This window comes from Kiloniella laminariae DSM 19542, assembly GCF_000374005.1.
Classification (GTDB): Bacteria; Pseudomonadota; Alphaproteobacteria; order Kiloniellales; family Kiloniellaceae; genus Kiloniella; species Kiloniella laminariae.
Genome location: NZ_KB893168.1, coordinates 136900 through 155391 on the forward strand (window position 1 = coordinate 136900; position 18492 = coordinate 155391).

General features: G+C 48.8%; 17 protein-coding genes and 1 pseudogene. 5 read left to right on the top strand and 13 right to left on the bottom strand.

The window, feature by feature from the left end:
• Positions 1 to 14 precede the first annotated feature (14 nt).
• A pseudogene (locus B152_RS26070) lies at positions 15 to 174 on the top strand (integrase core domain-containing protein); the annotation flags it as partial.
• Positions 175 to 199: 25 nt separating this feature from the next.
• Here the strand turns inward: B152_RS26070 and B152_RS0118480 are convergent.
• The 10 genes from B152_RS0118480 to B152_RS26470 all read right to left on the bottom strand — a co-directional run bounded on the left by B152_RS0118480 (position 200) and on the right by B152_RS26470 (position 11356).
• Complete coding sequence (locus B152_RS0118480) at positions 200 to 697, bottom strand: hypothetical protein (RefSeq protein ID WP_157231167.1); 498 nt, start codon at positions 695 to 697, stop codon at positions 200 to 202.
• Between the two features lie 284 nt (positions 698 to 981).
• On the bottom strand, positions 982 to 2229 hold the full coding sequence (locus B152_RS0118485; RefSeq protein WP_020593931.1) for a phenylacetate--CoA ligase family protein: 1248 nt from the start codon (positions 2227 to 2229) through the stop codon (positions 982 to 984).
• Positions 2230 to 2308: 79 nt separating this feature from the next.
• Positions 2309 to 3151 (bottom strand): ABC transporter ATP-binding protein, encoded by an 843-nt coding sequence (locus B152_RS0118490; RefSeq protein WP_020593932.1) that lies wholly within the window; start codon positions 3149 to 3151, stop codon positions 2309 to 2311.
• A gap of 109 nt (positions 3152 to 3260) precedes the next feature.
• Entirely contained in the window at positions 3261 to 4487 is a 1227-nt protein-coding gene (locus B152_RS0118495) for an ABC transporter substrate-binding protein (RefSeq protein WP_020593933.1), read from the bottom strand.
• 66 nt (positions 4488 to 4553) lie between these two features.
• Positions 4554 to 5618 carry a branched-chain amino acid ABC transporter permease gene (locus tag B152_RS0118500; RefSeq protein WP_020593934.1) on the bottom strand — a complete coding sequence of 355 codons (1065 nt, stop codon included), beginning with the start codon at positions 5616 to 5618 and terminating at the stop codon, positions 4554 to 4556.
• 19 nt (positions 5619 to 5637) lie between these two features.
• Complete coding sequence (locus tag B152_RS0118505) at positions 5638 to 6531, bottom strand: branched-chain amino acid ABC transporter permease (protein ID WP_020593935.1); 894 nt, start codon at positions 6529 to 6531, stop codon at positions 5638 to 5640.
• Positions 6528 to 8492 carry a long-chain fatty acid--CoA ligase gene (locus tag B152_RS0118510; RefSeq protein ID WP_051083087.1) on the bottom strand — a complete coding sequence of 655 codons (1965 nt, stop codon included), beginning with the start codon at positions 8490 to 8492 and terminating at the stop codon, positions 6528 to 6530. The genes B152_RS0118505 and B152_RS0118510 overlap by 4 nt, the downstream gene beginning before the upstream one ends.
• Before the next feature lie 50 nt (positions 8493 to 8542).
• The gene (locus tag B152_RS0118515) at positions 8543 to 9364 is read right to left on the bottom strand and encodes an ABC transporter ATP-binding protein (protein WP_020593937.1); all 822 of its coding nucleotides are present in this window, start codon (positions 9362 to 9364) and stop codon (positions 8543 to 8545) included.
• An 83-nt stretch (positions 9365 to 9447) separates the two neighbouring features.
• Entirely contained in the window at positions 9448 to 9939 is a 492-nt protein-coding gene (locus B152_RS24330; protein WP_083921946.1) for a MerR family transcriptional regulator, read from the bottom strand.
• Between the two features lie 394 nt (positions 9940 to 10333).
• Entirely contained in the window at positions 10334 to 11356 is a 1023-nt protein-coding gene (locus B152_RS26470; RefSeq protein ID WP_020593939.1) for a helix-turn-helix domain-containing protein, read from the bottom strand.
• A gap of 221 nt (positions 11357 to 11577) precedes the next feature.
• Here B152_RS26470 and B152_RS0118530 point away from each other — a divergent pair, with 221 nt between their 5' ends.
• The gene (locus tag B152_RS0118530; protein WP_020593940.1) at positions 11578 to 12594 is read left to right on the top strand and encodes an alpha/beta hydrolase family protein; all 1017 of its coding nucleotides are present in this window, start codon (positions 11578 to 11580) and stop codon (positions 12592 to 12594) included.
• An 81-nt stretch (positions 12595 to 12675) separates the two neighbouring features.
• Here the strand turns inward: B152_RS0118530 and B152_RS26075 are convergent, their stop codons facing one another.
• Positions 12676 to 12843, bottom strand: coding sequence for a hypothetical protein (locus tag B152_RS26075; protein WP_020593941.1), 168 nt, complete (start codon positions 12841 to 12843; stop codon positions 12676 to 12678).
• A 774-nt stretch (positions 12844 to 13617) separates the two neighbouring features.
• Between B152_RS26075 and B152_RS0118540 the strand changes: the two genes are divergently transcribed.
• The 3 genes from B152_RS0118540 (at position 13618) to B152_RS0118550 (ending at position 16344) form a co-directional block, all read left to right on the top strand.
• Positions 13618 to 14385, top strand: a complete 768-nt coding sequence (locus B152_RS0118540) for an SDR family NAD(P)-dependent oxidoreductase (protein ID WP_026261702.1) — start codon at positions 13618 to 13620, stop codon at positions 14383 to 14385.
• Between the two features lie 154 nt (positions 14386 to 14539).
• Complete coding sequence (locus B152_RS0118545; protein ID WP_020593943.1) at positions 14540 to 15232, top strand: SDR family NAD(P)-dependent oxidoreductase; 693 nt, start codon at positions 14540 to 14542, stop codon at positions 15230 to 15232.
• The gene (locus tag B152_RS0118550) at positions 15232 to 16344 is read left to right on the top strand and encodes a flavin monoamine oxidase family protein (RefSeq protein ID WP_020593944.1); all 1113 of its coding nucleotides are present in this window, start codon (positions 15232 to 15234) and stop codon (positions 16342 to 16344) included. Before B152_RS0118545 ends, B152_RS0118550 begins: the two co-directional genes overlap by 1 nt.
• Before the next feature lie 36 nt (positions 16345 to 16380).
• On the opposite strand, the gene rsgA is transcribed toward B152_RS0118550, so the two are convergent.
• Entirely contained in the window at positions 16381 to 17460 is a 1080-nt protein-coding gene (rsgA, locus tag B152_RS24335; protein WP_157231168.1) for a ribosome small subunit-dependent GTPase A, read from the bottom strand.
• 11 nt (positions 17461 to 17471) lie between these two features.
• On the bottom strand, positions 17472 to 18461 hold the full coding sequence (gene trhO, locus B152_RS0118560; protein ID WP_020593946.1) for an oxygen-dependent tRNA uridine(34) hydroxylase TrhO: 990 nt from the start codon (positions 18459 to 18461) through the stop codon (positions 17472 to 17474).
• Between the last annotated feature and the right edge of the window lie 31 nt (positions 18462 to 18492).

The window sequence follows — 18492 nt, forward strand, 5'->3', positions numbered from 1 at the left end:
CAGGTTATCCGTGATACAGCCGCACGGTTCGGGGCGAATGGCTTGACCAATATATCTTTGAAACAATTGAGGAGGCAGAGGATCTGGCCAACATAATGGCTCTAGACTTACAACAGCGAACACCCCAACATGGACATCGGCGACATCACGCCAGCAATGAAACCGAAAATGGCAGGCCTACAACGCCTTCGCCACATTTTTAATCATCAACACGTTTTGCGATCAATGAATAACAATCCTTACTATAGGAACCATCAACATACATAAATGAATATTTGACTTCGATTAACTTTACTTCAAAGGGGGCAGGGTATTTATATGCTTCATACTCATTTCCGTTCGAAATTTTGCCAAAAACCATATGTGGGAATGACACTTGGTAAACAAGTTTCTTATTTTTAACTTTTTGAGTATTTAAATTTACATAGTCAAAACTTACTGCCGACGGTAGAATTTGGACAATTTCTCCATCCAATTTAATCTCAATTATTTTAATTGACCAAATCGGATCCTGATATACTTCTTTCTCCTGCTTTACTGTAATAGGAAATTCTAACAAATATTCTTTAGAGCTAAATGTTTGCTTTAACTCTTTTAGCATGTCGTGCTCGATACATTTTTCATGTGTTAGATCTGAATTTGAACAAGCAGTTAACATCCACAATCCAGATAAAGCCCACAGACGCAAATAATTCATATTTCAAACTCTTATCTATCAGTTAGTTGGCACAGTCCAGCCGCCATAAGTTGTTCTTTGCTTCACATGAATGTCCATGCTCTTTCTGTGCCAATTTTCGATCGAGGTAGCTCCTACTTCATTCATTTTTTCCAGGCCAGACTCCCGAATTATATGTTGCTACATGAGCAGATTCATGAACTAAAGAAGCCTTTGGATGACATTCAAAGAAAGAATTAACCGATAAAAAAGGACTGGATCAAGGTGGTCCACTGATCCAGCCCTTTTTATTCGCACAATGCCTGTTAGCCAACAGCCGATGGTCGGGTATCGTCGATTACCTTGCCGTCATTTGGCAGAGAACCGACAGCGGCAAACACCACTTCTCCCCGTAAACGACAGTGAACCCTGATGCTTTCCTCTATTGCCGATTGCAGTTCAGCAGTATCCGCACCACTTGCGACTTCACAATGGAAGGTCAGGTTGTCCTTGCCGCCTTGCGCGGTGACTTCAAGCCGGGCTTTGACGAGTTGCTCATGGCTGGCGACAACCCGGGCAACCTGTTCGGGATGCACGAACATGCCCCGGATTTTGGTTGTCTGGTCTGCACGGCCCATCCAGCCTTTGATCCGGCGGTTGGTCCGACCACAAGGGCTTTGACCCGACAGAATTGCTGACAGGTCCCCTGTAGCAAAACGGATCAAGGGATAGTTCGGGTTAAAGCAGGTAACAACGACTTCGCCGACCTCTCCCTCCTCGACCAGATCCCCTGTGCCGGGGCGAACAATCTCAACGATCACATCCTCGTCAAGAATCATACCTTCTTTTGCCGGACTTTCGTAAGCAATCAGGCCGACGTCTGCCGTTGCGTAACACTGTAATACGGAAATGCCGCGTTGCTCATAATAGCTGCGCAAGTCCGGGAACAATGGACCACCTGTAACAAGGGCTTTTTTGATCGAGGTAATCGGTGTTCCCAACGTATCTGCTTTTTCCAGAATGATCTTCAGAAAGTCAGGTGTCCCCATATAACCGTCAGCCTGGAAACGATTGATTGCCTCAACCTGCCCTTCAGTCTGGCCAACACCGCCGGGAAAGACCGCGCAACCAAGTGTTCTTGCTGCATAGTCGAACATAATCCCTGCAGGGGTAAAGTGATAGGCAAAGCAGTTATGAGCAACACCGCCCTTGCGAAAGCCGGTTGCAAACAACGCCCGGCCAATACGCCAGATATCTTCGTCCTTGCCCTGGGGTTCGACAATCGGGCCGGGTGAAAGAAACAACCGCGCCATTTCTCCTGCCGGAACCATGCCCAGCCCGCCAAAAGGCGCTTGCGCATCTTGCAATTCGATCAGGGTCGACTTACGCACAATCGGAAGCCTGGAGAGATCTTTGAGGCTTTTGATTTTCCCAGCCTCTATCCCGGCAAGTGTGTCTTTATAAAAGGGCGCAGCTTTTTGTGCTGAGGATATCAGATCCCGCAACCTGCCCAGAAGATCATTTTCACGCTCTTCTTGCGAACGGGTTTCCTTATCATCAAAAAAATCGCTCATCGCTGAAATACCTGTTCCTTCAAAAGTCCGGGATCATGAATAAATCCCGTAAATACTCCGTCGAGCCTTTCTGGCAGCGTTACAGCCAGCGTTTGCGGCGTTTGAAAGATTTGATGTTTTTAAATGACTTACGTTCACTTCCTCCACCACCAAGATAGAATTCCTTGACGTCTTCATTGTTCATCAGCTCTTCAGCTGTGCCATCAAGAACGATCTTGCCGTTCTCCATAATGTAGCCGTAATCGGCTGCCTGCAGTGCCATGTTGGCGTTCTGTTCAACCAGCAGAACGGAAATTCCCAGCTCTTTGTTCAGGCGCTTGATAATACCAAACACCTCTTTAACCAACAGGGGTGACAGTCCCATGGAAGGCTCATCCATCATGATCAGTTTCGGGCGCGCCATCAGCGCCCGGCCAATTGCCAGCATCTGTTGTTCGCCTCCGGAGAGATACCCGGCAAGCCCTGTTCGTTCTTTCAGACGTGGAAAATAACTGAAGACCTTTTCAATATCCCCGGCAACATTCGCCTGTGGCTGAGTAAAAGCCCCGAGGCGCAGGTTTTCGATCACCGTCATGTCCTGGACGATGCCACGTCCTTCCATCACCAGAAAGGTTCCGTTACGAACGATTTTCTCTGGCGGCAAGCGTGTGATATCGACGCCGTTATAAACCACATCCCCCCGGGTAATCTCGCCGTCTTCAGAACCAAGCAACCCGGCAATAGCTTTGAGAGTTGTCGATTTCCCTGCGCCGTTGGCGCCGAGCAGAGCTGTAATCTGTCCGCGTTTGGCATTCAGGTTCAAGCCACGCAGGACCAGAATAACATCGTTGAAAACCACTTCGATATTATTCACAGATAGGATTGTATCTTCCATATTCTGATTTTTGGGGGTCTGGTTTTTCAGCTGTGTAACGCTACTCATTGGTCAGAACCTCTGGCACAAAATATCAGGGAGTATCGGGGAATATCGGAATTGAAATAACAGGCCCGCCCGATGACGGGCCTGTTTCTCGTCAACTAATCAGGTACGATTAATACCCAACCCAGTCATCACGACGTGGCAAAGTCATCTCGGCAATACGCTCGATGTTGACACCACCATCTTCAAAGGAGCCCTTGTTGATAGACACAACAGTGCTGCCACGGTGATCTTCTGCGGACCAGTTGGAAGGTAGACACACACCATCAAGTCCTGCGGGGACCCAGTCTTTCTTGGCATACATTCCCTGCTTGATGTTCGCACCCGTCAGACCACCATTAGCCTTGGCCCACTCCATGGCCTCTTTCATGTAGAAAGCGGAACAGACACCACGGATGTAATGATGGGTTGGTTTGGCATCTTTCGAAAAACCACTCATGTCAGCGATTTTATAAACCAGATCCATACCCGGCGCATAGGCATCCCAGAAAGGTGTCGCTGTCGGGAAGACATAATCCTTGGCTTCTGCAGCTTCGATCGTCAGATAATCTCCAGCCCAGATATTGCCCATATAGGTCACATCTGCCCCAACGGTATTACAGGACTTCAGCAGGGAAATAACAGAGCCACCCAAGTTTCCGATATACGCATAGTTAGCGCCAGACTCTTTGATGGTCAGGCACTGGGCCTTGAAATCACCCGGTCCCAACGGCACCACAACTGGTGGCAGAACTTCGAGACCCAATTCTGCGGCATATTCAGCACAGCCTTCTTTCGGTGCATTCGGATAGGGATGGTTATCCCCCGTATGAACGAACTTTGGATTGTCTATACCTTTTTCCTTGGCATCACCTGCCGCCCACTGCGCCAGTGCCCGACAGGCATCAGTGTAGGAAGGACCATAAAAGAAGTTATAAGGTGCCGGTTTGGCCGTTTTTGGATTTTTCCCGGTCGGATCAGTCAGGTGACCAGAATAGGACGCTGACCAGACAGGAACCTCATCTTTGGCAACGAAAGAAATCAGGGCTTCAGTATCCCCGGTTCCCCAGCCCTGAAGGGCGATCATGCCTTTGGATTTCCACTTTTTATAGTTGGCAATAGCTTCTGGAACCTTGTAGGCGTAATCGATGGTTTCCATTTCGATTTTGGTGCCGTCGATGCCACCGGTCGAGTTGATATAGTCAACGGCATCACGGACGCCGGGACCATAAAACTTGCTCACAAAAGACGTTGGCCCGGTGTAGTCGACCAGATGCCCAACAAAGACAGAATCTTCGGCCAAAGCCGGGCTTCCTGCTGCCGCCAGGGCAAATGTTGCGGCGAGAATGCGCTGCTTCATACTTTCCTCCCTATTGGCGGCTTATTATATTTCTCACCCTGGCCGCCGCAGCGTGAGAAGCCTCTCTTAATGAGAGAATGGATAAAGTTTCCAGCTTGCGCGGATCATGCGCCAGCGATGAATCAGTCCTTCAGGTTCAAAGATCAGGAACAGAATGATCACAGCCCCGACAGACATTTCCTTGATATAGGCCTTGCCCTGTTCCATCGCCGGAAAGACAACTGCCATAGCACTGGCGGCTTCTTCCATGAACTGCGGCAAAAGCATGATGAAGATCGTCCCGAGCAAAGATCCTGTTACAGACCCCAATCCACCAATGATGATCATGGCGAGGAACTGGATCGACAGAAGAATGGTAAAACCTTCAACCGACACATAACCGAGATAGTGGCCATAAAGTGCGCCACCCAGACCAGCAAAAAAGCTGGAAACGCCGAAAGACAGAATACGATAACGTGTCAGATTGATGCCCATGATTTCGGCTGAAAGGTAATGATCCCTTACCGCTACCAGGGCCCGGCCATCTCGTGAGCGACGCAGGTTGCTTACTGCCAGAAAGGAGACGATGACCCAGAAAAGCACGAGATAGAAATATTTTTGATCCGTATCCAGCTCTATGCCGAGAAAATTGACCGTTTCCGCCAGGGAGCCTGACGACCCACCGGAAAACCAGTCTGCCCGGGCAAAGAAATCCTGCAGGATAAACTGGGATGCCAACGTGGCAATTGCCAGGTACAGCCCTTTCAGACGAGCGGCCGGTATACCAAAGATCATACCAACTGCTGTGGTCAAAATACCCGCCAGGGGAATACAGATAAAAACCGGCAGACCTGTCGTATTATTAATCCAGGCCGAAGCAAAAGCTCCAAACCCGAAAAATGCAGAATGTCCAAGGGAGATCTGTCCGGTAAAGCCGACCAGAACGTTTAATCCCAAAGCCGCAATAGCAAAGATCCCGATCATCAGCATCTGGCTGATATAATAATCGTTCAGAAACAGGGGCGCGACCAGAAGGGCCGCGATCCCTGCATAGATACTCCAACCTTCAAATCTGGTACGAAACAGCGATGTATCATCACTGTAAGAGGTCCGGAAATCACCACAAGGGCGCGGATGAGGAACATGAGACATAGTTTAACCGCTCCCTTTATCAGATACGTTCGATGTCTTTGGTGCCGAAAAGCCCGTAAGGCCGGATCATCAGAATAATGATCAACACATAAAAAGGCGCAACTGTGTACATGTTGCCAATATGCAGGAACTGGCCATCAACAAATTCGGCCATATTTTCCAGCACACCGATAATCACACCCCCAACAACTGCTCCGATAATGGAATCAAGCCCCCCGACAATCACTGCCGGAAATACCTTGATCCCGATAATCGCCAGAGAATTTGACACGGCATTGACCAAACCAAGCACAACCCCGGCAATACAGGAAACCAGAGCCGAGATTGCCCAAGCCATGGAAAAGACCTGTTTGACAGAAATTCCCAAACTCTGTGCTACCTGCTGGTTATAGGCAGTCGCTCTCATCGCCAGACCGTATCTGGAAAACTTGAAGAAATAATAGAACAACCCCATCACCAACACAGATAACACCAGAGACATTAGGTAAGCTGTTTCAACCTGCAGCCCCCCGATTGAGACGGTATTTTCACCGAAAACCGCCGGGAAACGTTCTGCAGAATTACCAAACATCCAGTTCATCAATGCCTGCATAAAAATGGACAGGCCGATGGTCACCATAATCACTGAGATAATCGGTTCTCCGATCAAGGGCCTCAGCACCACCATTTGCACGATGATGCCGAAAATAGTCATGAAGGCCATGGCAAAAAGGAAAGCCAGTACAAAGGGTAACTGCATTTTCATAATGAAAAACCAGCAAACCCAGGCCCCAAGCACCAGGAATTCCCCTTGGGCAAAGTTCACCACCTGGGTCGATTTGTAGATCAAGACGAAACACATGGCGACAACACCATAGAGCATCCCGACGATCAGGCCATTGATCAAAAGCTGAAACAGCAGATCCCAGTTCATTGCCCTGCCCCCTTATTTTCTTTGTCAGATGTGTCGAGTGTCTCGACTTTCAGCGAGGTAACGATGCGCTGTTTGGTGCCATCCTGAAAATGGATCACGGTATCCACAGCAACCTTGTCCTGATCGGAATAAAGCGCCTGGATAATATCACCATACTTGTCGGCGATAACTCCCCGGCGAACCTTACGGGTCCGGGTCAGTTCTCCGTCATCAGCGTCCAGTTCCTTGTAAAGCAAAAGAAACTTCTTGATCCGCTGAGCCGGCGGCAAGGTCGCGTTGACCATCTCGACTTCGGCCCGCAACTGCTCATAAACCTCAGACTGGGCCGACAGATCGGTATAGGTGGTAAAGCGCAGGCGGCGTTTTTCTGCCCATTTGGAAACAATGGGATAACGAATACAGATCATGGCAGTCAGATAGGGTTGGTCAGAACCCAGAATGACAGCTTCGGCAACATAGGTGGAAAACTTCAGTTTATTTTCAATATACTGCGGCGAAAACTTTACGCCTTTGGTGGTCTTGGCCAGATCTTTGATCCGGTCAATCACCACCAGATGCCCGTTTTTATCAAAGTACCCGGCATCTCCGGTCAGGAACCAGCCGTCCTCGCCAAACGTTTCCTTGCTTGCTTTTTCGTTCTTATAGTAGCCCTTCATCATATGACCGTGCTGAACCACAATTTCGCCCAGCCCTTCTGAATCCGGGTTATCAATGCGCAGCTCCACCCCCGGCATCGGAGAACCAACCGTATCGTGGTTCACATCATCCGACTTGTGGATTGTATGCGCACCAAGCGCTTCGGTCTGACCATAGAGTTGACGTAGAGGAATTCCCATGGAGAGGAAAAACTTGAAGGTATCCGGCCCCATGGCAGCCCCGCCTGTCGCCGCAGACTTCAGGTTTTTGAAGCCAAGGCGATCACGTAGCGCCCGCATCAGAAGCCATTCTGCCGCAAGGGATTTTTCACCTTTTTCCAGGGCGGCCAGCCCCTTTTTTGCTCCCCATTCATAGGTCGCCTGTTTCCAGGCAGAAGAGTCCATCATCCGGGCCCGGACATCTGCAGCAATCAGCTCCCAGATTCTGGGGGCGAGCAGAACAAAAGTCGGTCCGATTTCCCGCAGGTCAGACATTACCGTTGACTGTTCCTCAGGAAAATTGACCCGCATGCGTGAGATCAGGTTCCAGGCGACAGAATACATCTGTTCCATCACCCAGCTCAGGGGTAAAACTGCAAGGTATTCATCTTCTGAGGTCTTTGGATCAGCCCGCAGATAGGCTGCGGCATGTCCCAGAAAAGCCCGATGTGGCCACATGGAGAGTTTGGGATTAGAGGTCGTTCCCGATGTGGTGCAGAGAACAGCAACATCATCAGTATCCGTCGCCTTGATCATCTTGTCGTAAGCAGCAGGATCCTTGTCCAGTACTTCCTGGCCCAGCGCTTCCAGCTGTTCGAGTGAAATCAGCCGGGGGTCTTCGTATTTCCGCATCCCTCTGGGATCACAATAGACAATGTGCGTGATAGAGGGAATTTTATCTTCAAGATTAAGAAATTTATCAACCTGTTCTTCGTCTTCGGCAATAACAATTTTGGGGCTGGTATAATCGGTGAGATAGGCAATTTCCTCTTCCAGAGCATCCCGGTAAATACCCATGCTCATGGCCCGGCAACTGTGCGCCGCTATTTCTCCCCAGACCCACTCAACCCGGTTATCCCCGATCAAGGCAATTGTATCTCCCCGGGTCACCCCCAGTTTGACCATTCCCAAAGCCATCCGGCCAACATGATCGTTAAACTCTTTCCAGGTAAAGCGGTTCCAGATACCAAATTCCTTTTCCCGCTGGGCGACATCGTCTGGAAACTTTTCCGCGTTAAAGGCCAGAATTTTTGGCAAGGTATCGTATACTGTTACGTCGGCATGGCTACTGGAAGCTGGTGCCCAGTCAATGCCGTTGCCCTGCATTACCTTTGAAGGCGAAAGCGAGGGAGCTGTTGTGGTCAGGCTTGTATCTCTCATAGTGCTGCAGCCTCCCCTTCTTCATCGTGCAATAACGCATCTTCCTCTCCTAGGTAGGCGCGCCTGACATGCTCATCCGCCATCACTTCTTCAGGAAGTCCGGCAGCAATTTTTTTACCAAAATCCAGAACCATCACACGATTGGAGATATCCATGACAACCCCCATATCATGTTCAATCATCACCACGGTCGTCCCCAGTTCCTCGTTGAGGTCGAGGATATAGCGGGCCATATCCTCTTTTTCTTCCAGGTTCATTCCCGCCATAGGCTCATCAAGCAGGATAAGGTCAGGGTTGATTGCGATCGCCCTTGCAAGCTCGACACGCTTACGCAGGCCGTAGGACAGTGTGCCCGCTGGCTCGTTCCTGACATGCTGAATTTCAAGAAAATCAATAATATCTTCAACGGCCCGGCGGTGTTCCAGCTCTTCCTTTCTGGCCCCGCCGACCCAGTAGAACATCCCGGTAAGAAAATTGTTTTTCAACAGGTGATGTCGCCCGACCATAATATTGTCGAGCACCGACATATGGCCAAAAAGAGCAAGATTCTGGAAAGTTCGGCCAATACCTATGGCTGCGCGATCATTGATTGAACGCCCGATCAGGCTGCGTCCCTTATAGGTTATCTCGCCTTCCTGGGGTTTGTACCGCCCGGAAATACAGTTAAGCATAGAGGTTTTGCCGGCACCATTGGGGCCGATAATTGAAAAAACCTCGCCCTTGCGAACATTAAAACTCACATCTGTTAAAGCACGAATACCACCGAAACGAAGGTTAATCCCTTTCGCTTCAAGCAAAAGCTCGCCCGATTGAACCAAACCTCTTCTCCCTGTCCACAGCAGCTTTATGCTGCCTATGTCCCGCGTGACTTTGTGTCACTTGTTTCTGCTATTTCTGCGCGTTAATTCTGCCCGTCTTTACCGCTCCTGACCAACAATCCCTGGAGGGAATTAAAATTGGTCGGAATGGCCAGAGATGCCTCTGCAGACTCTTTCTTATCCACTGTATTCATCTCCAACTCGCCAAGACGAAGTGTTGCAGATGTTTCGACTTCGTTCATTTCCATCAGAATTTGATCAATATCCTGACGCTTCTTTTCCAAAAGGGCTCTGTGCTTTGCGATACAACCAAGCAGGCGCTGAAGTTGTCCACTTTCCCCCGGCTCAAGATCATACATTTCAATAATTTCACGGATCTCTGCCAGGGAAAAACCAAGTCGTTTCCCCCGCAGTATCAAAATCAACCGCGCCCGATCACGTGAAGAATATAATCTTTTCCGCCCTTCCCGCTGGGGATTGAGAAGTTTTTCCCCTTCATAAAACCGTAAGGTCCGGGTGGTTATCCCAAACTCGTTTGTCAGTTCGGTTATGCTATAGAATCCCCGCCCGTTCATTTGCAGATCCTTTAACATCTTACGTAAAAGTCAATTACCTTTACCGGAATTTTCCGAACTCTCTTATAAAGATGCCTTGTTTTTTCTGTTCATACCCAGTGACAAAATATTGTTTTTAATGATATTTTTTTTAATCTATTACGTAGTGTCACCTTAGGTAAGGTCATAATGTCATCTGCTGATTTGCAGATAAACACATAATTCTGCAGCAGTGGTCTGCAATTTCGCAGATCAAATCTCCCCAAACAGGATATATACATATGATTTCAGATGCCTACTCGAAATAGCAATCCATTTCTTTAGGATTAATTTGTAATTTTATTACTCAAAAACATTCCAAGGGGCAGGTATCACCTGATAACACTGGCTGTGATTCCATACTTCCTAACAATATTTAAGCTGAAAATCGGGCCCGCCAATCTTTGGGGGAAAGCCCCGTGACTCTCCTAAATTCCCGATTAAAATTGGATTTTGTCTGGAAACCCGATTCAAACATAACGTCCGTTATCCTGATTTCTCTGTTCTCCAGAAGCCGACAGGCCTCATTAACCCGGAAACCATTAACATACTGCGAGATATTTTGCCCCTTCACCCGATTAATCGCCCCTGAGATCTGCCGTGCCGGGATTGCACTTTTACGGGAGAGACGATCGAGGTTGAGGTCGAAATCCCTGTACACTTCCTTGGTTGAAATCAGGTCATCGACTTTCTCCAGAACCTGATAATCCTCTTCTTCTCTCTGTTGGGCCTCATGTTCCATGACAGAATCAGCAGCAATATCAGGAGACCGCCCCTGCCCGGCTATGGTCGCCATCATCCCGAGAACCAGAATTGCCGGAACATTGGCCAGGGCGACAAGCCTGGCCGAAAAATCGCCTGCTCCAGAGCGCAGGTCATAAGAAATCAGAATATCAATTCCGGCGAAAAAAAACAGCGCCAGAGCCGTGATCACCAGAGCACGATGCGCATTCCTAGCGTCAACCAACCGAACCATCCGTAGCTTATCTGCCCCAGAAAAAGCCAAACAGGCAAGCAGGATAGCATATATAAGATATATCCCGATCAAAAGGAAATCGATAAAGCGGGGAGCTAGTAAAATCAGTACACAAACCAATAGCGGCGGCGCCAGATGTTTGATATCTCCAGGCAATATCACGGCTGCTCCAGAACGGGAAAGACTTCGGAAACAAATCCAGGACAGGGGAGCCCAGGTTGCTGCCAGGATCGACTGCAGAGGCAAGAACTCTAGAATATCATACCCCCAGCGAACACCGATCATAATCGACAGAACAACATAAAACCCCAGAAGAAGAACAAAAAGCCGATTTGCCCCCAACCCCTGATCCTGACGGAGTAACTGAAAGATTAAAACCAGAAGCAACAAAGCGACGACAAAGGGCAGCGGCACAAAAATCATCAATAAATCTCACTTTCCACAAGCAGCGCGGGCAACGTTTCAAACCAAGATACACGCCTCACCCCAAAAGAATGATGGGCTCTTTTGATAAATAAAATGACCTTAAACGCGACTTAGTACGACCTGAAACATGATCAAGGTCTCAAAAGGTGCAGAGAACCACAAATACTTCACTCATCCGTACCACAAAGACAAATTTGATTATATAAAGGCCCCGCCCTATGAAATTCGCTTCCCTGCTTTCGATTTATCTCAGCGCCCTCTGCCTGTTCTCTCAACTCTCTTTTGCTTCAGCAGTGGGCTTCCAGCTTTACAAAATATCTGATCCAGATGATCAACCACTGGAAATCGGCATATGGTATCCGACAGATACAACAGCGCCAGAAGAAGCCAACACGCCCTTTCGCCAAGCCCTGGCGATCGATAGTCAACCGGTTGGAACCAATTTACCCCTTGTCGTTATGTCCCATGGTTATGGTGGATGGATGGCAGGGCACGCGGATACAGCCCTCACCCTTGCTAAAGCCGGTTATGTTGTGGTTTCCCCGACCCACACTGGTAACAACTATGAAGATGAAAGCTACCCGCCCTCCCGCTGGATGCGGGATCGCCCTCGCCACATCAGCCTTACTCTTGATTACATCCTGAAAAACTGGAAAGGCAAAGAATCAGTAGGCCTTGGCAAAATCGGTATTTTTGGTTTTTCTGCAGGTGGGTACACTGCACTGGTCTCATCCGGTGCAATACCGGATATCAAGGCAATGCACACACATTGCGCCAATACTCCGGAAGAACTGGCCTGTACTCTCGGTCTGAAAGAAGACCCGGCAATCGCTAAGCTGGTAACATCACCCGCTGAAAGTTGGGGACATGACCCCAGAATTTCTGCGGCGGTTGTTGTTGCGCCGGGACTTGGTTTTGCCTTCAACAAACAGGCTCTAAAACAGGTAACAATCCCGGTTCAGCTTTGGGCAGCTGCTGAAGATAAAAATGTACCATACAAAAGCAATACGGCGATTGTTCGCCGATCTCTTCCTCTGGAGCCGGAGTATCATCAGATTGAAAATGCAGGGCACTTCGCTTTTCTCCCTCCCTGTAACCCGCGATTAAAAGAGATCAACCCCAGAATCTGGAATATGGTCTGCGTAGATAATATTGCTTTTGATCGCGCAGAATTTCATCTGAGATTCAATCAGGAAGTCCTGGATTTTTTTAACAAAAGCCTGTCCGTGCAGTAATGAGACAAGAGGCGGGGAAAAGCCCCGCCTCTCCTGAAGATCTCATCTACTCGCTGGCATTCAGAAAGAAAGAATGGAACCTTACAGATATCTTTCCCATGAGCGGGTGTAGTCGCCCGTCATCCCCGGTGGTCCCGGATCTTCAGGAAGGCCAATGTCCCGGCGCAGCCTGCGGGGCAGGTCTTGCAAACGCGTGGTTGCCTGACGGTTAAAGAAAAAGTTGCTTACAAGCTGGATAAGCCTGGTCATGTCTATTCTCCATAGAATAGGCCACGACTATCGGGAAACGAACAGAGTCACTCGTGTCCTTCACGATAAAAACGCATAATCAATCCCTGCATAAAACAAAACGCAGATTATCTGCAGCAGCCCCAAAGGGAACAGACAGATTTTCCGCCCTGATCAGACAAGCAGAATCAAGGCATAGAAAAATTGTTAACGTAATTATAGAGAAAGGTGAATTACCGTTCCTGACAGCCGAGGCCGGATATAATCGGGGCGTGGTATAAAACTAGCCGAGATTACGTCGGTTCATTGCTGATTTGGAAACACGAGTGAACAAAGCTTCAGGTGCACACAGCCCATATGCACTCGTGCGGATATATGCAGAGGCAAAAATACGGGTCATAAATGCAGTCCTCCTGAAGTCTTAACGGGTAATACACGCTAACCTTGTAACCTCGAAATCAAACCTTGCCAAGTCAGAGTTCTTAGTGACCAAGCAAAAAAAAGACCATGATGTAAAATTACAACAGAACTGTTCTCAATAAGGGAATAATCTCCTTCTCTTTCGAAGTCATTTTTTAGGTACTCACAGCACATTATCTGTTCTTTGCTCCTTACAACCCCATATTATTAATCTTTATCACCTCCGCACCTCCCTATAACAATTTGTTTTTAAATAAATAATATCATCACACAATAATTTACCTATCTGTAGATAGATTTATAAGTTGACCTTATCTCGAAACTGCCTATCTATAAAAAACAGATAACCTACCTATAGATAGATTGGATTCGAAAATGACTAACCTAGTAACACTTATTGTTGGTGGCTCTAGCGGGATGGGTAAAGCAACAGCTCAACACCTGCATGCCCGGGGGGAACAGCTTATATTAATTGGTAGAGATCTCGAAAAACTGAACAAGACAAAGCAGGAGTTATTGGTCCAGAGCAGCGGCAATATCGAAGTGAAAGAACTGGACCTTTATTCAGATGAACAAGTCACAGCATTCATTCAGGAAATCAGTAGAGAACAGCGCCATATCAACAAGCTTGTCAATGCTGCTGGTTCCTTTAAACCCGTTTCATTTCTTGAACACATAGCAAGTGATTTCGAAAACTATCACCAGCTCAACAAAAGCCTGTTTTTCATCACCCAAGCCGTAGCAGAAAATATGAAAACCAACGGCAGCGGCGCTATCGTCAATATCGGTTCTATGTGGGCAAAACAGGCGATCAAGGCCACGCCCTCATCGGCCTACTCCATGGCCAAAGCCGGGTTGCACGCCCTGACCCAGCACCTTGCGATGGAACTTGCTGATTACAATATCAGGGTAAATGCGGTATCACCTGCCGTTGTTGTCACTCCAATTTTTGGCTCTTTTATCGAGCCCGAGCAAATTGAGACAGCACTGACCAGCGCTTTTGATGCTTTTCATCCTATTGGCCGGGTAGGCAGAACTGATGATATCGCCACAGTCATCGTCTTCCTGCTCTCTGAACAGGCTTCCTGGGTAACCGGAGCTATCTGGGATACTGATGGTGGCGTTATGGCAGGCCGTAACTAAACACCCCCTTCCTTTCTCCGTCCTCACGATAATGTCTAAAGCCCGGTTGCCTTTCCTGTGCAACACTATGGCAGCCGACTTTAGGCTATCGAATAAAGAAGCAGAAGATGCTTTGACACTCCTGCCCGAAATCCACCTGCCAAGGAGATTTGAGATGACCAAGAAAAGACCCTTCGCCATTGTTGCCGGTGCCGGTCCGGGATTGGGGCAAGCCCTGACAAGAAAGCTATCTCAGGAAGGCTACAACGTCCTTGGCATAACACGCTCAAAACCATCATCTTCTATCTCAGACACGATATTGTTTGCCCAGGTCGATCTGGCAGATACCCAGGCTGTGAAAGAAGTTCTTACTCCCTGTTTGACCCGATACGGGACGCCCGAAATCCTGATCCACAATCCGGCCAGTCTGGTTATCAAACCCTTTCTCGAGACCTCGGCAGAGGATTTCACACGCGCCTGGAAATCCATGATGCTCAGTGCAGTCAACACCTGTCAGGCAGTGCTTCCACAGATGCTAGAAGCCGGGCGAGGTAACATTATCATTTCCGGCGCAACGGCAAGCCTGCGCGGCGGCAAAAATTTTGCCGCTTTCGCTTCAGCAAAATTCGCCCTGCGCGGACTTGCCCAATCTCTCGCCCGTGAGTATCAGCAACAGGGAATTCACGTTGTTCACGCTATTCTTGATGGAATTATTGACACAGATACAAGCAGATCCCTGCACAAACTTTCATCTGACCGCATGATGAAACCCGACGATATCGCCCAGATCTACTGGCAATTGATCCAGCAACCACGTTCGACCTGGACCCACGAGATTGACCTGCGCCCGCAACAGGAAAATTTCTAGTGTCCCCAAAACATCTTGTATCCTCTTGCGAAAATATCATTGTCGGCGGCGGACTTAGCGGACTTTACCTCGCCTATCGGCTCCAGCAGACCGGGAAAGACTTTTTACTGCTCGAAGCAAGAGATCGGCTTGGCGGACGTATTCTTGGCCACCTTCCTGTTCCGGAGGGCCCGGCCCTCGACTTGGGACCAACCTGGTTCTGGCCCGGGCAAGAACAGCTGGAAAGACTACTAAGATCGCTGGAAATTCCTGTCTTCAAACAGCAAAACCAGGGAGACCTTCTTTACGAAGACCAGTTCGTAATCGCAGAACGGATTTCCCCGCAAGCTTATCAAATGACATCCTATCGGATGAATGGAGGGTTTATTCGACTTGTTGAAAGTCTGCGGGCAGCTCTGCCTCAGAAAAAGCTGCTGTTATCCCATCAGGTACGATCCATTAAAAACAGGGATGGCAGCGCCAGCGAAAACCTGCTGATAGACGCAACGCCAGCAGGTTCTGCCTCATCACGTAAATTTTCAGCCCAACGGGCCTTTCTAGCCCTGCCACCGCGCCTCGTTGCTGAAATGATCTCCTTTCAACCAACACTTCCCCAGAAAACCCTGTCGGACATGATGGCCATCCCAACCTGGATGGCAGGACAGGCCAAAGCCCTGATCACCTATGATCGCCCCTTCTGGCGCGATCAGCATTTATCTGGCCAAGCCTTCAGTCGCCTTGGCCCAATGATGGAAATTCACGATGCTTCGACAGAAGGGACAGGCCCTTATGGTCTTTTTGGGTTTCTTGGTGGAACCTCCGCTTCCAGAGCCCCACTTGGCAAAGACCAGATGACCAAGGCAATTCAGGAGCAGCTCAATCGACTTTTTGGCAACGAAGCCACTCTTCCACTTGATATCACAATCAAAGACTGGGCACAGGACCCTTTTACCGCAACAATATCAGACCAACAGCCGCTCAAGAACCACCCGCACTATAGTATGCCAGAGAGCATGAAAAGGCTGTGGGATGGACGCCTGATTTTCACAGGCACAGAAGTCGCCAGTCGGGATGGCGGATATCTGGAAGGTGCACTGGTTGCTGCAAATGAAGCACTGCTAAATTTAATTTAAAAAATTAAATATTTAATGTATTAAATTGATTTAGAACTACTTTTTTCTTCTCTTCTTGACTGATCTTTCGGCCTTCAACTGCTCTCTCCAGTTTAAGGCGGTTTCCCCATCCGCCTTACCCTCGCCCTCATCCGAAAGGCACAAATTATTCCAGCGCTCCAGACGTTCAGCAGAGATTTTTCCGTTTAACACCGCTTCCTGCAGGGCACAACCAGGCTCTTTCTGGTGCTTGCAATCACGGAAATGACAGTTCTTGCTGGCCTCGGTAATGTCACCAAACAGCCGGGTAATCCCGACCATCACATCATCCAAACGTAGAACCTGTATGCCCGGCGTATCAATCAACCAGCCGCCAGCCGCTGCCCTGTGCATTGATCTGGCTGTAGTTGTATGCCGCCCCCGATCATCTTTTTCCCGGGTTGCTCCCGTGGCCTGTTCAAAACCAGATAATCCGTTCAACAGCGTCGATTTTCCAACACCGGAAGAACCAACCAGAGCAACGGTCTGCCCGGGGCCGCACCATTGATCAAGCTGTTTCAGATCATCCCTGTTGCGGGCATCAAGGGCGATAACAACCAAACCGGGAGACAGGGCCTGAGCTTGCCCGATCCACTGCGGGACATTATCAACCGTATCAGCCTTGGTTAAAACTATTACGGGGCGCACCCCGGCCTCATAAGCCAGAGCCAGAAAAAGGTCGAGCCAGGAAAGTTTAAAATCTGCATTACAGGAACTGACGATAAAAAGTGTATCTACATTGGCGGCAATTAACTGACAATGTCTGGCCTGCCCGGAAGTTCCAGTCCGAGATCCCGCACGGGAAATCAATCGTTGTAACAGGGACTTGCGTGTCAATAATTGAACAACTTGTCCCTTATCCCCATCAACAAGCACCCAATCACCGACAGCATAACTCCCAGTAGTCTGCTCTTTGGGCGGAAAAAGTATCTCTTCCCCCTCTCCCGAAACAGACAAGGCGCGAAGGCGGATACGTTGTACCCGGGAAATTCTCATGGGAATGAGGGACGTTTCAGCGCCATCGCCTAACATTTGGATTTCAGATTGTGCCAACTGCTCCTGAAAGAAATCAAACCAGCCCAAACCCTCAAGTGACACGCGGGGCTCTGTCACTCTTGTTGATTGATCTGCTGCTGGGATTGACGCTTCAGAAGTTTTTCCTGACGACGTTTTTCCTTGATAGCCGCAACTTCCCCACCAATATGGTCTATGCCCATCTGACGGGAAAGCTCTACCTGCTTCGCCCGCTCTTCAAAGCGCTGTTTCTGTTCATCACTCAGCTTGTCATGACAGAGATGACAGGAAATTCCCTTGAGGTATTTAGGATTTCTCTTGTCTTCTTCTGTTAAGGGCATCCGGCAGGCGTAACATTGGTCGTATTTGCCTTTTTCCAGATTGTGTTTCACCGCAACCCGGCTATCAAACACAAAACACTCGCCTTCCCAGAGAGATTCTTCCTCCGGCACTTCTTCGAGATATTTCAGGATACCACCTTCAAGGTGATAAACCTCGTCAAACCCCTGTTGCTTCAGATAAGCGGTCGATTTCTCGCACCGAATACCCCCTGTACAGAACATGGCCACTTTCTTGCTTTTGGCATCAGCAAGATTTTCTTTCACATAAGCGGGAAACTCACGGAAAGTAGCGGTTTTGGGATCAATCGCGTTCTTGAAGGTTCCGATACCAACCTCGTAGTCATTGCGGGTATCAACCAGCACAACATCCGGGTCTGAAATCAGCGCATTCCAGTCTTTCGGCTTCACATAGGTGCCGACAATATCATTGGGATCAATTCCCTCAACCCCCATGGTTACAATCTCTTTCTTGAGTTTAACCTTGGTACGGTGAAAAGGAAGTTCCTCGTGGTAGGATTCCTTGGTTACAACCTTTGCCAGGCGGGGGTCTGACCGAAGATATCCATGAAGTGCAGCAATTGCCTGCGGGGTTCCGGCAACGGTCCCGTTGATGCCTTCGCGTGCGAGCAGAAGTGTCCCTTTGACATTCTGTTCAAGCATAAATTTCTGAAGGGGTTCACGAAGCTTTTCGAAATCTTCGAGGACAGCAAAGTGATACAGTGCCGAAACAACGTATTTTGTCATGACTCTTCCTTGTGCGGGCTGGAATGCAAAA

Bases quoted from the DNA above. Each gene is read 5' to 3' on its own strand.
- B152_RS26075 (WP_020593941.1), bottom strand. From the start codon at position 12,843: ATGACCAGGCTTATCCAGCTTGTAAGCAACTTTTTCTTTAACCGTCAG.
- B152_RS0118510 (WP_051083087.1), bottom strand. From the start codon at position 8,492: ATGCAGGGCAACGGCATTGACTGGGCACCAGCTTCCAGTAGCCATGCC.
- B152_RS0118545 (WP_020593943.1), top strand. From the start codon at position 14,540: ATGACCAAGAAAAGACCCTTCGCCATTGTTGCCGGTGCCGGTCCGGGA.
- B152_RS26470 (WP_020593939.1), bottom strand. From the start codon at position 11,356: ATGATTTTTGTGCCGCTGCCCTTTGTCGTCGCTTTGTTGCTTCTGGTT.
- B152_RS0118480 (WP_157231167.1), bottom strand. From the start codon at position 697: ATGAATTATTTGCGTCTGTGGGCTTTATCTGGATTGTGGATGTTAACT.
- B152_RS0118530 (WP_020593940.1), top strand. From the start codon at position 11,578: ATGAAATTCGCTTCCCTGCTTTCGATTTATCTCAGCGCCCTCTGCCTG.
- B152_RS0118500 (WP_020593934.1), bottom strand. From the start codon at position 5,618: ATGTCTCATGTTCCTCATCCGCGCCCTTGTGGTGATTTCCGGACCTCT.
- B152_RS0118485 (WP_020593931.1), bottom strand. From the start codon at position 2,229: ATGAGCGATTTTTTTGATGATAAGGAAACCCGTTCGCAAGAAGAGCGT.
- B152_RS0118505 (WP_020593935.1), bottom strand. From the start codon at position 6,531: ATGAACTGGGATCTGCTGTTTCAGCTTTTGATCAATGGCCTGATCGTC.
- trhO (WP_020593946.1), bottom strand. From the start codon at position 18,461: ATGACAAAATACGTTGTTTCGGCACTGTATCACTTTGCTGTCCTCGAA.
- B152_RS0118490 (WP_020593932.1), bottom strand. From the start codon at position 3,151: ATGAGTAGCGTTACACAGCTGAAAAACCAGACCCCCAAAAATCAGAAT.
- B152_RS0118495 (WP_020593933.1), bottom strand. From the start codon at position 4,487: ATGAAGCAGCGCATTCTCGCCGCAACATTTGCCCTGGCGGCAGCAGGA.
- B152_RS0118540 (WP_026261702.1), top strand. From the start codon at position 13,618: ATGACTAACCTAGTAACACTTATTGTTGGTGGCTCTAGCGGGATGGGT.
- B152_RS24330 (WP_083921946.1), bottom strand. From the start codon at position 9,939: ATGAACGGGCGGGGATTCTATAGCATAACCGAACTGACAAACGAGTTT.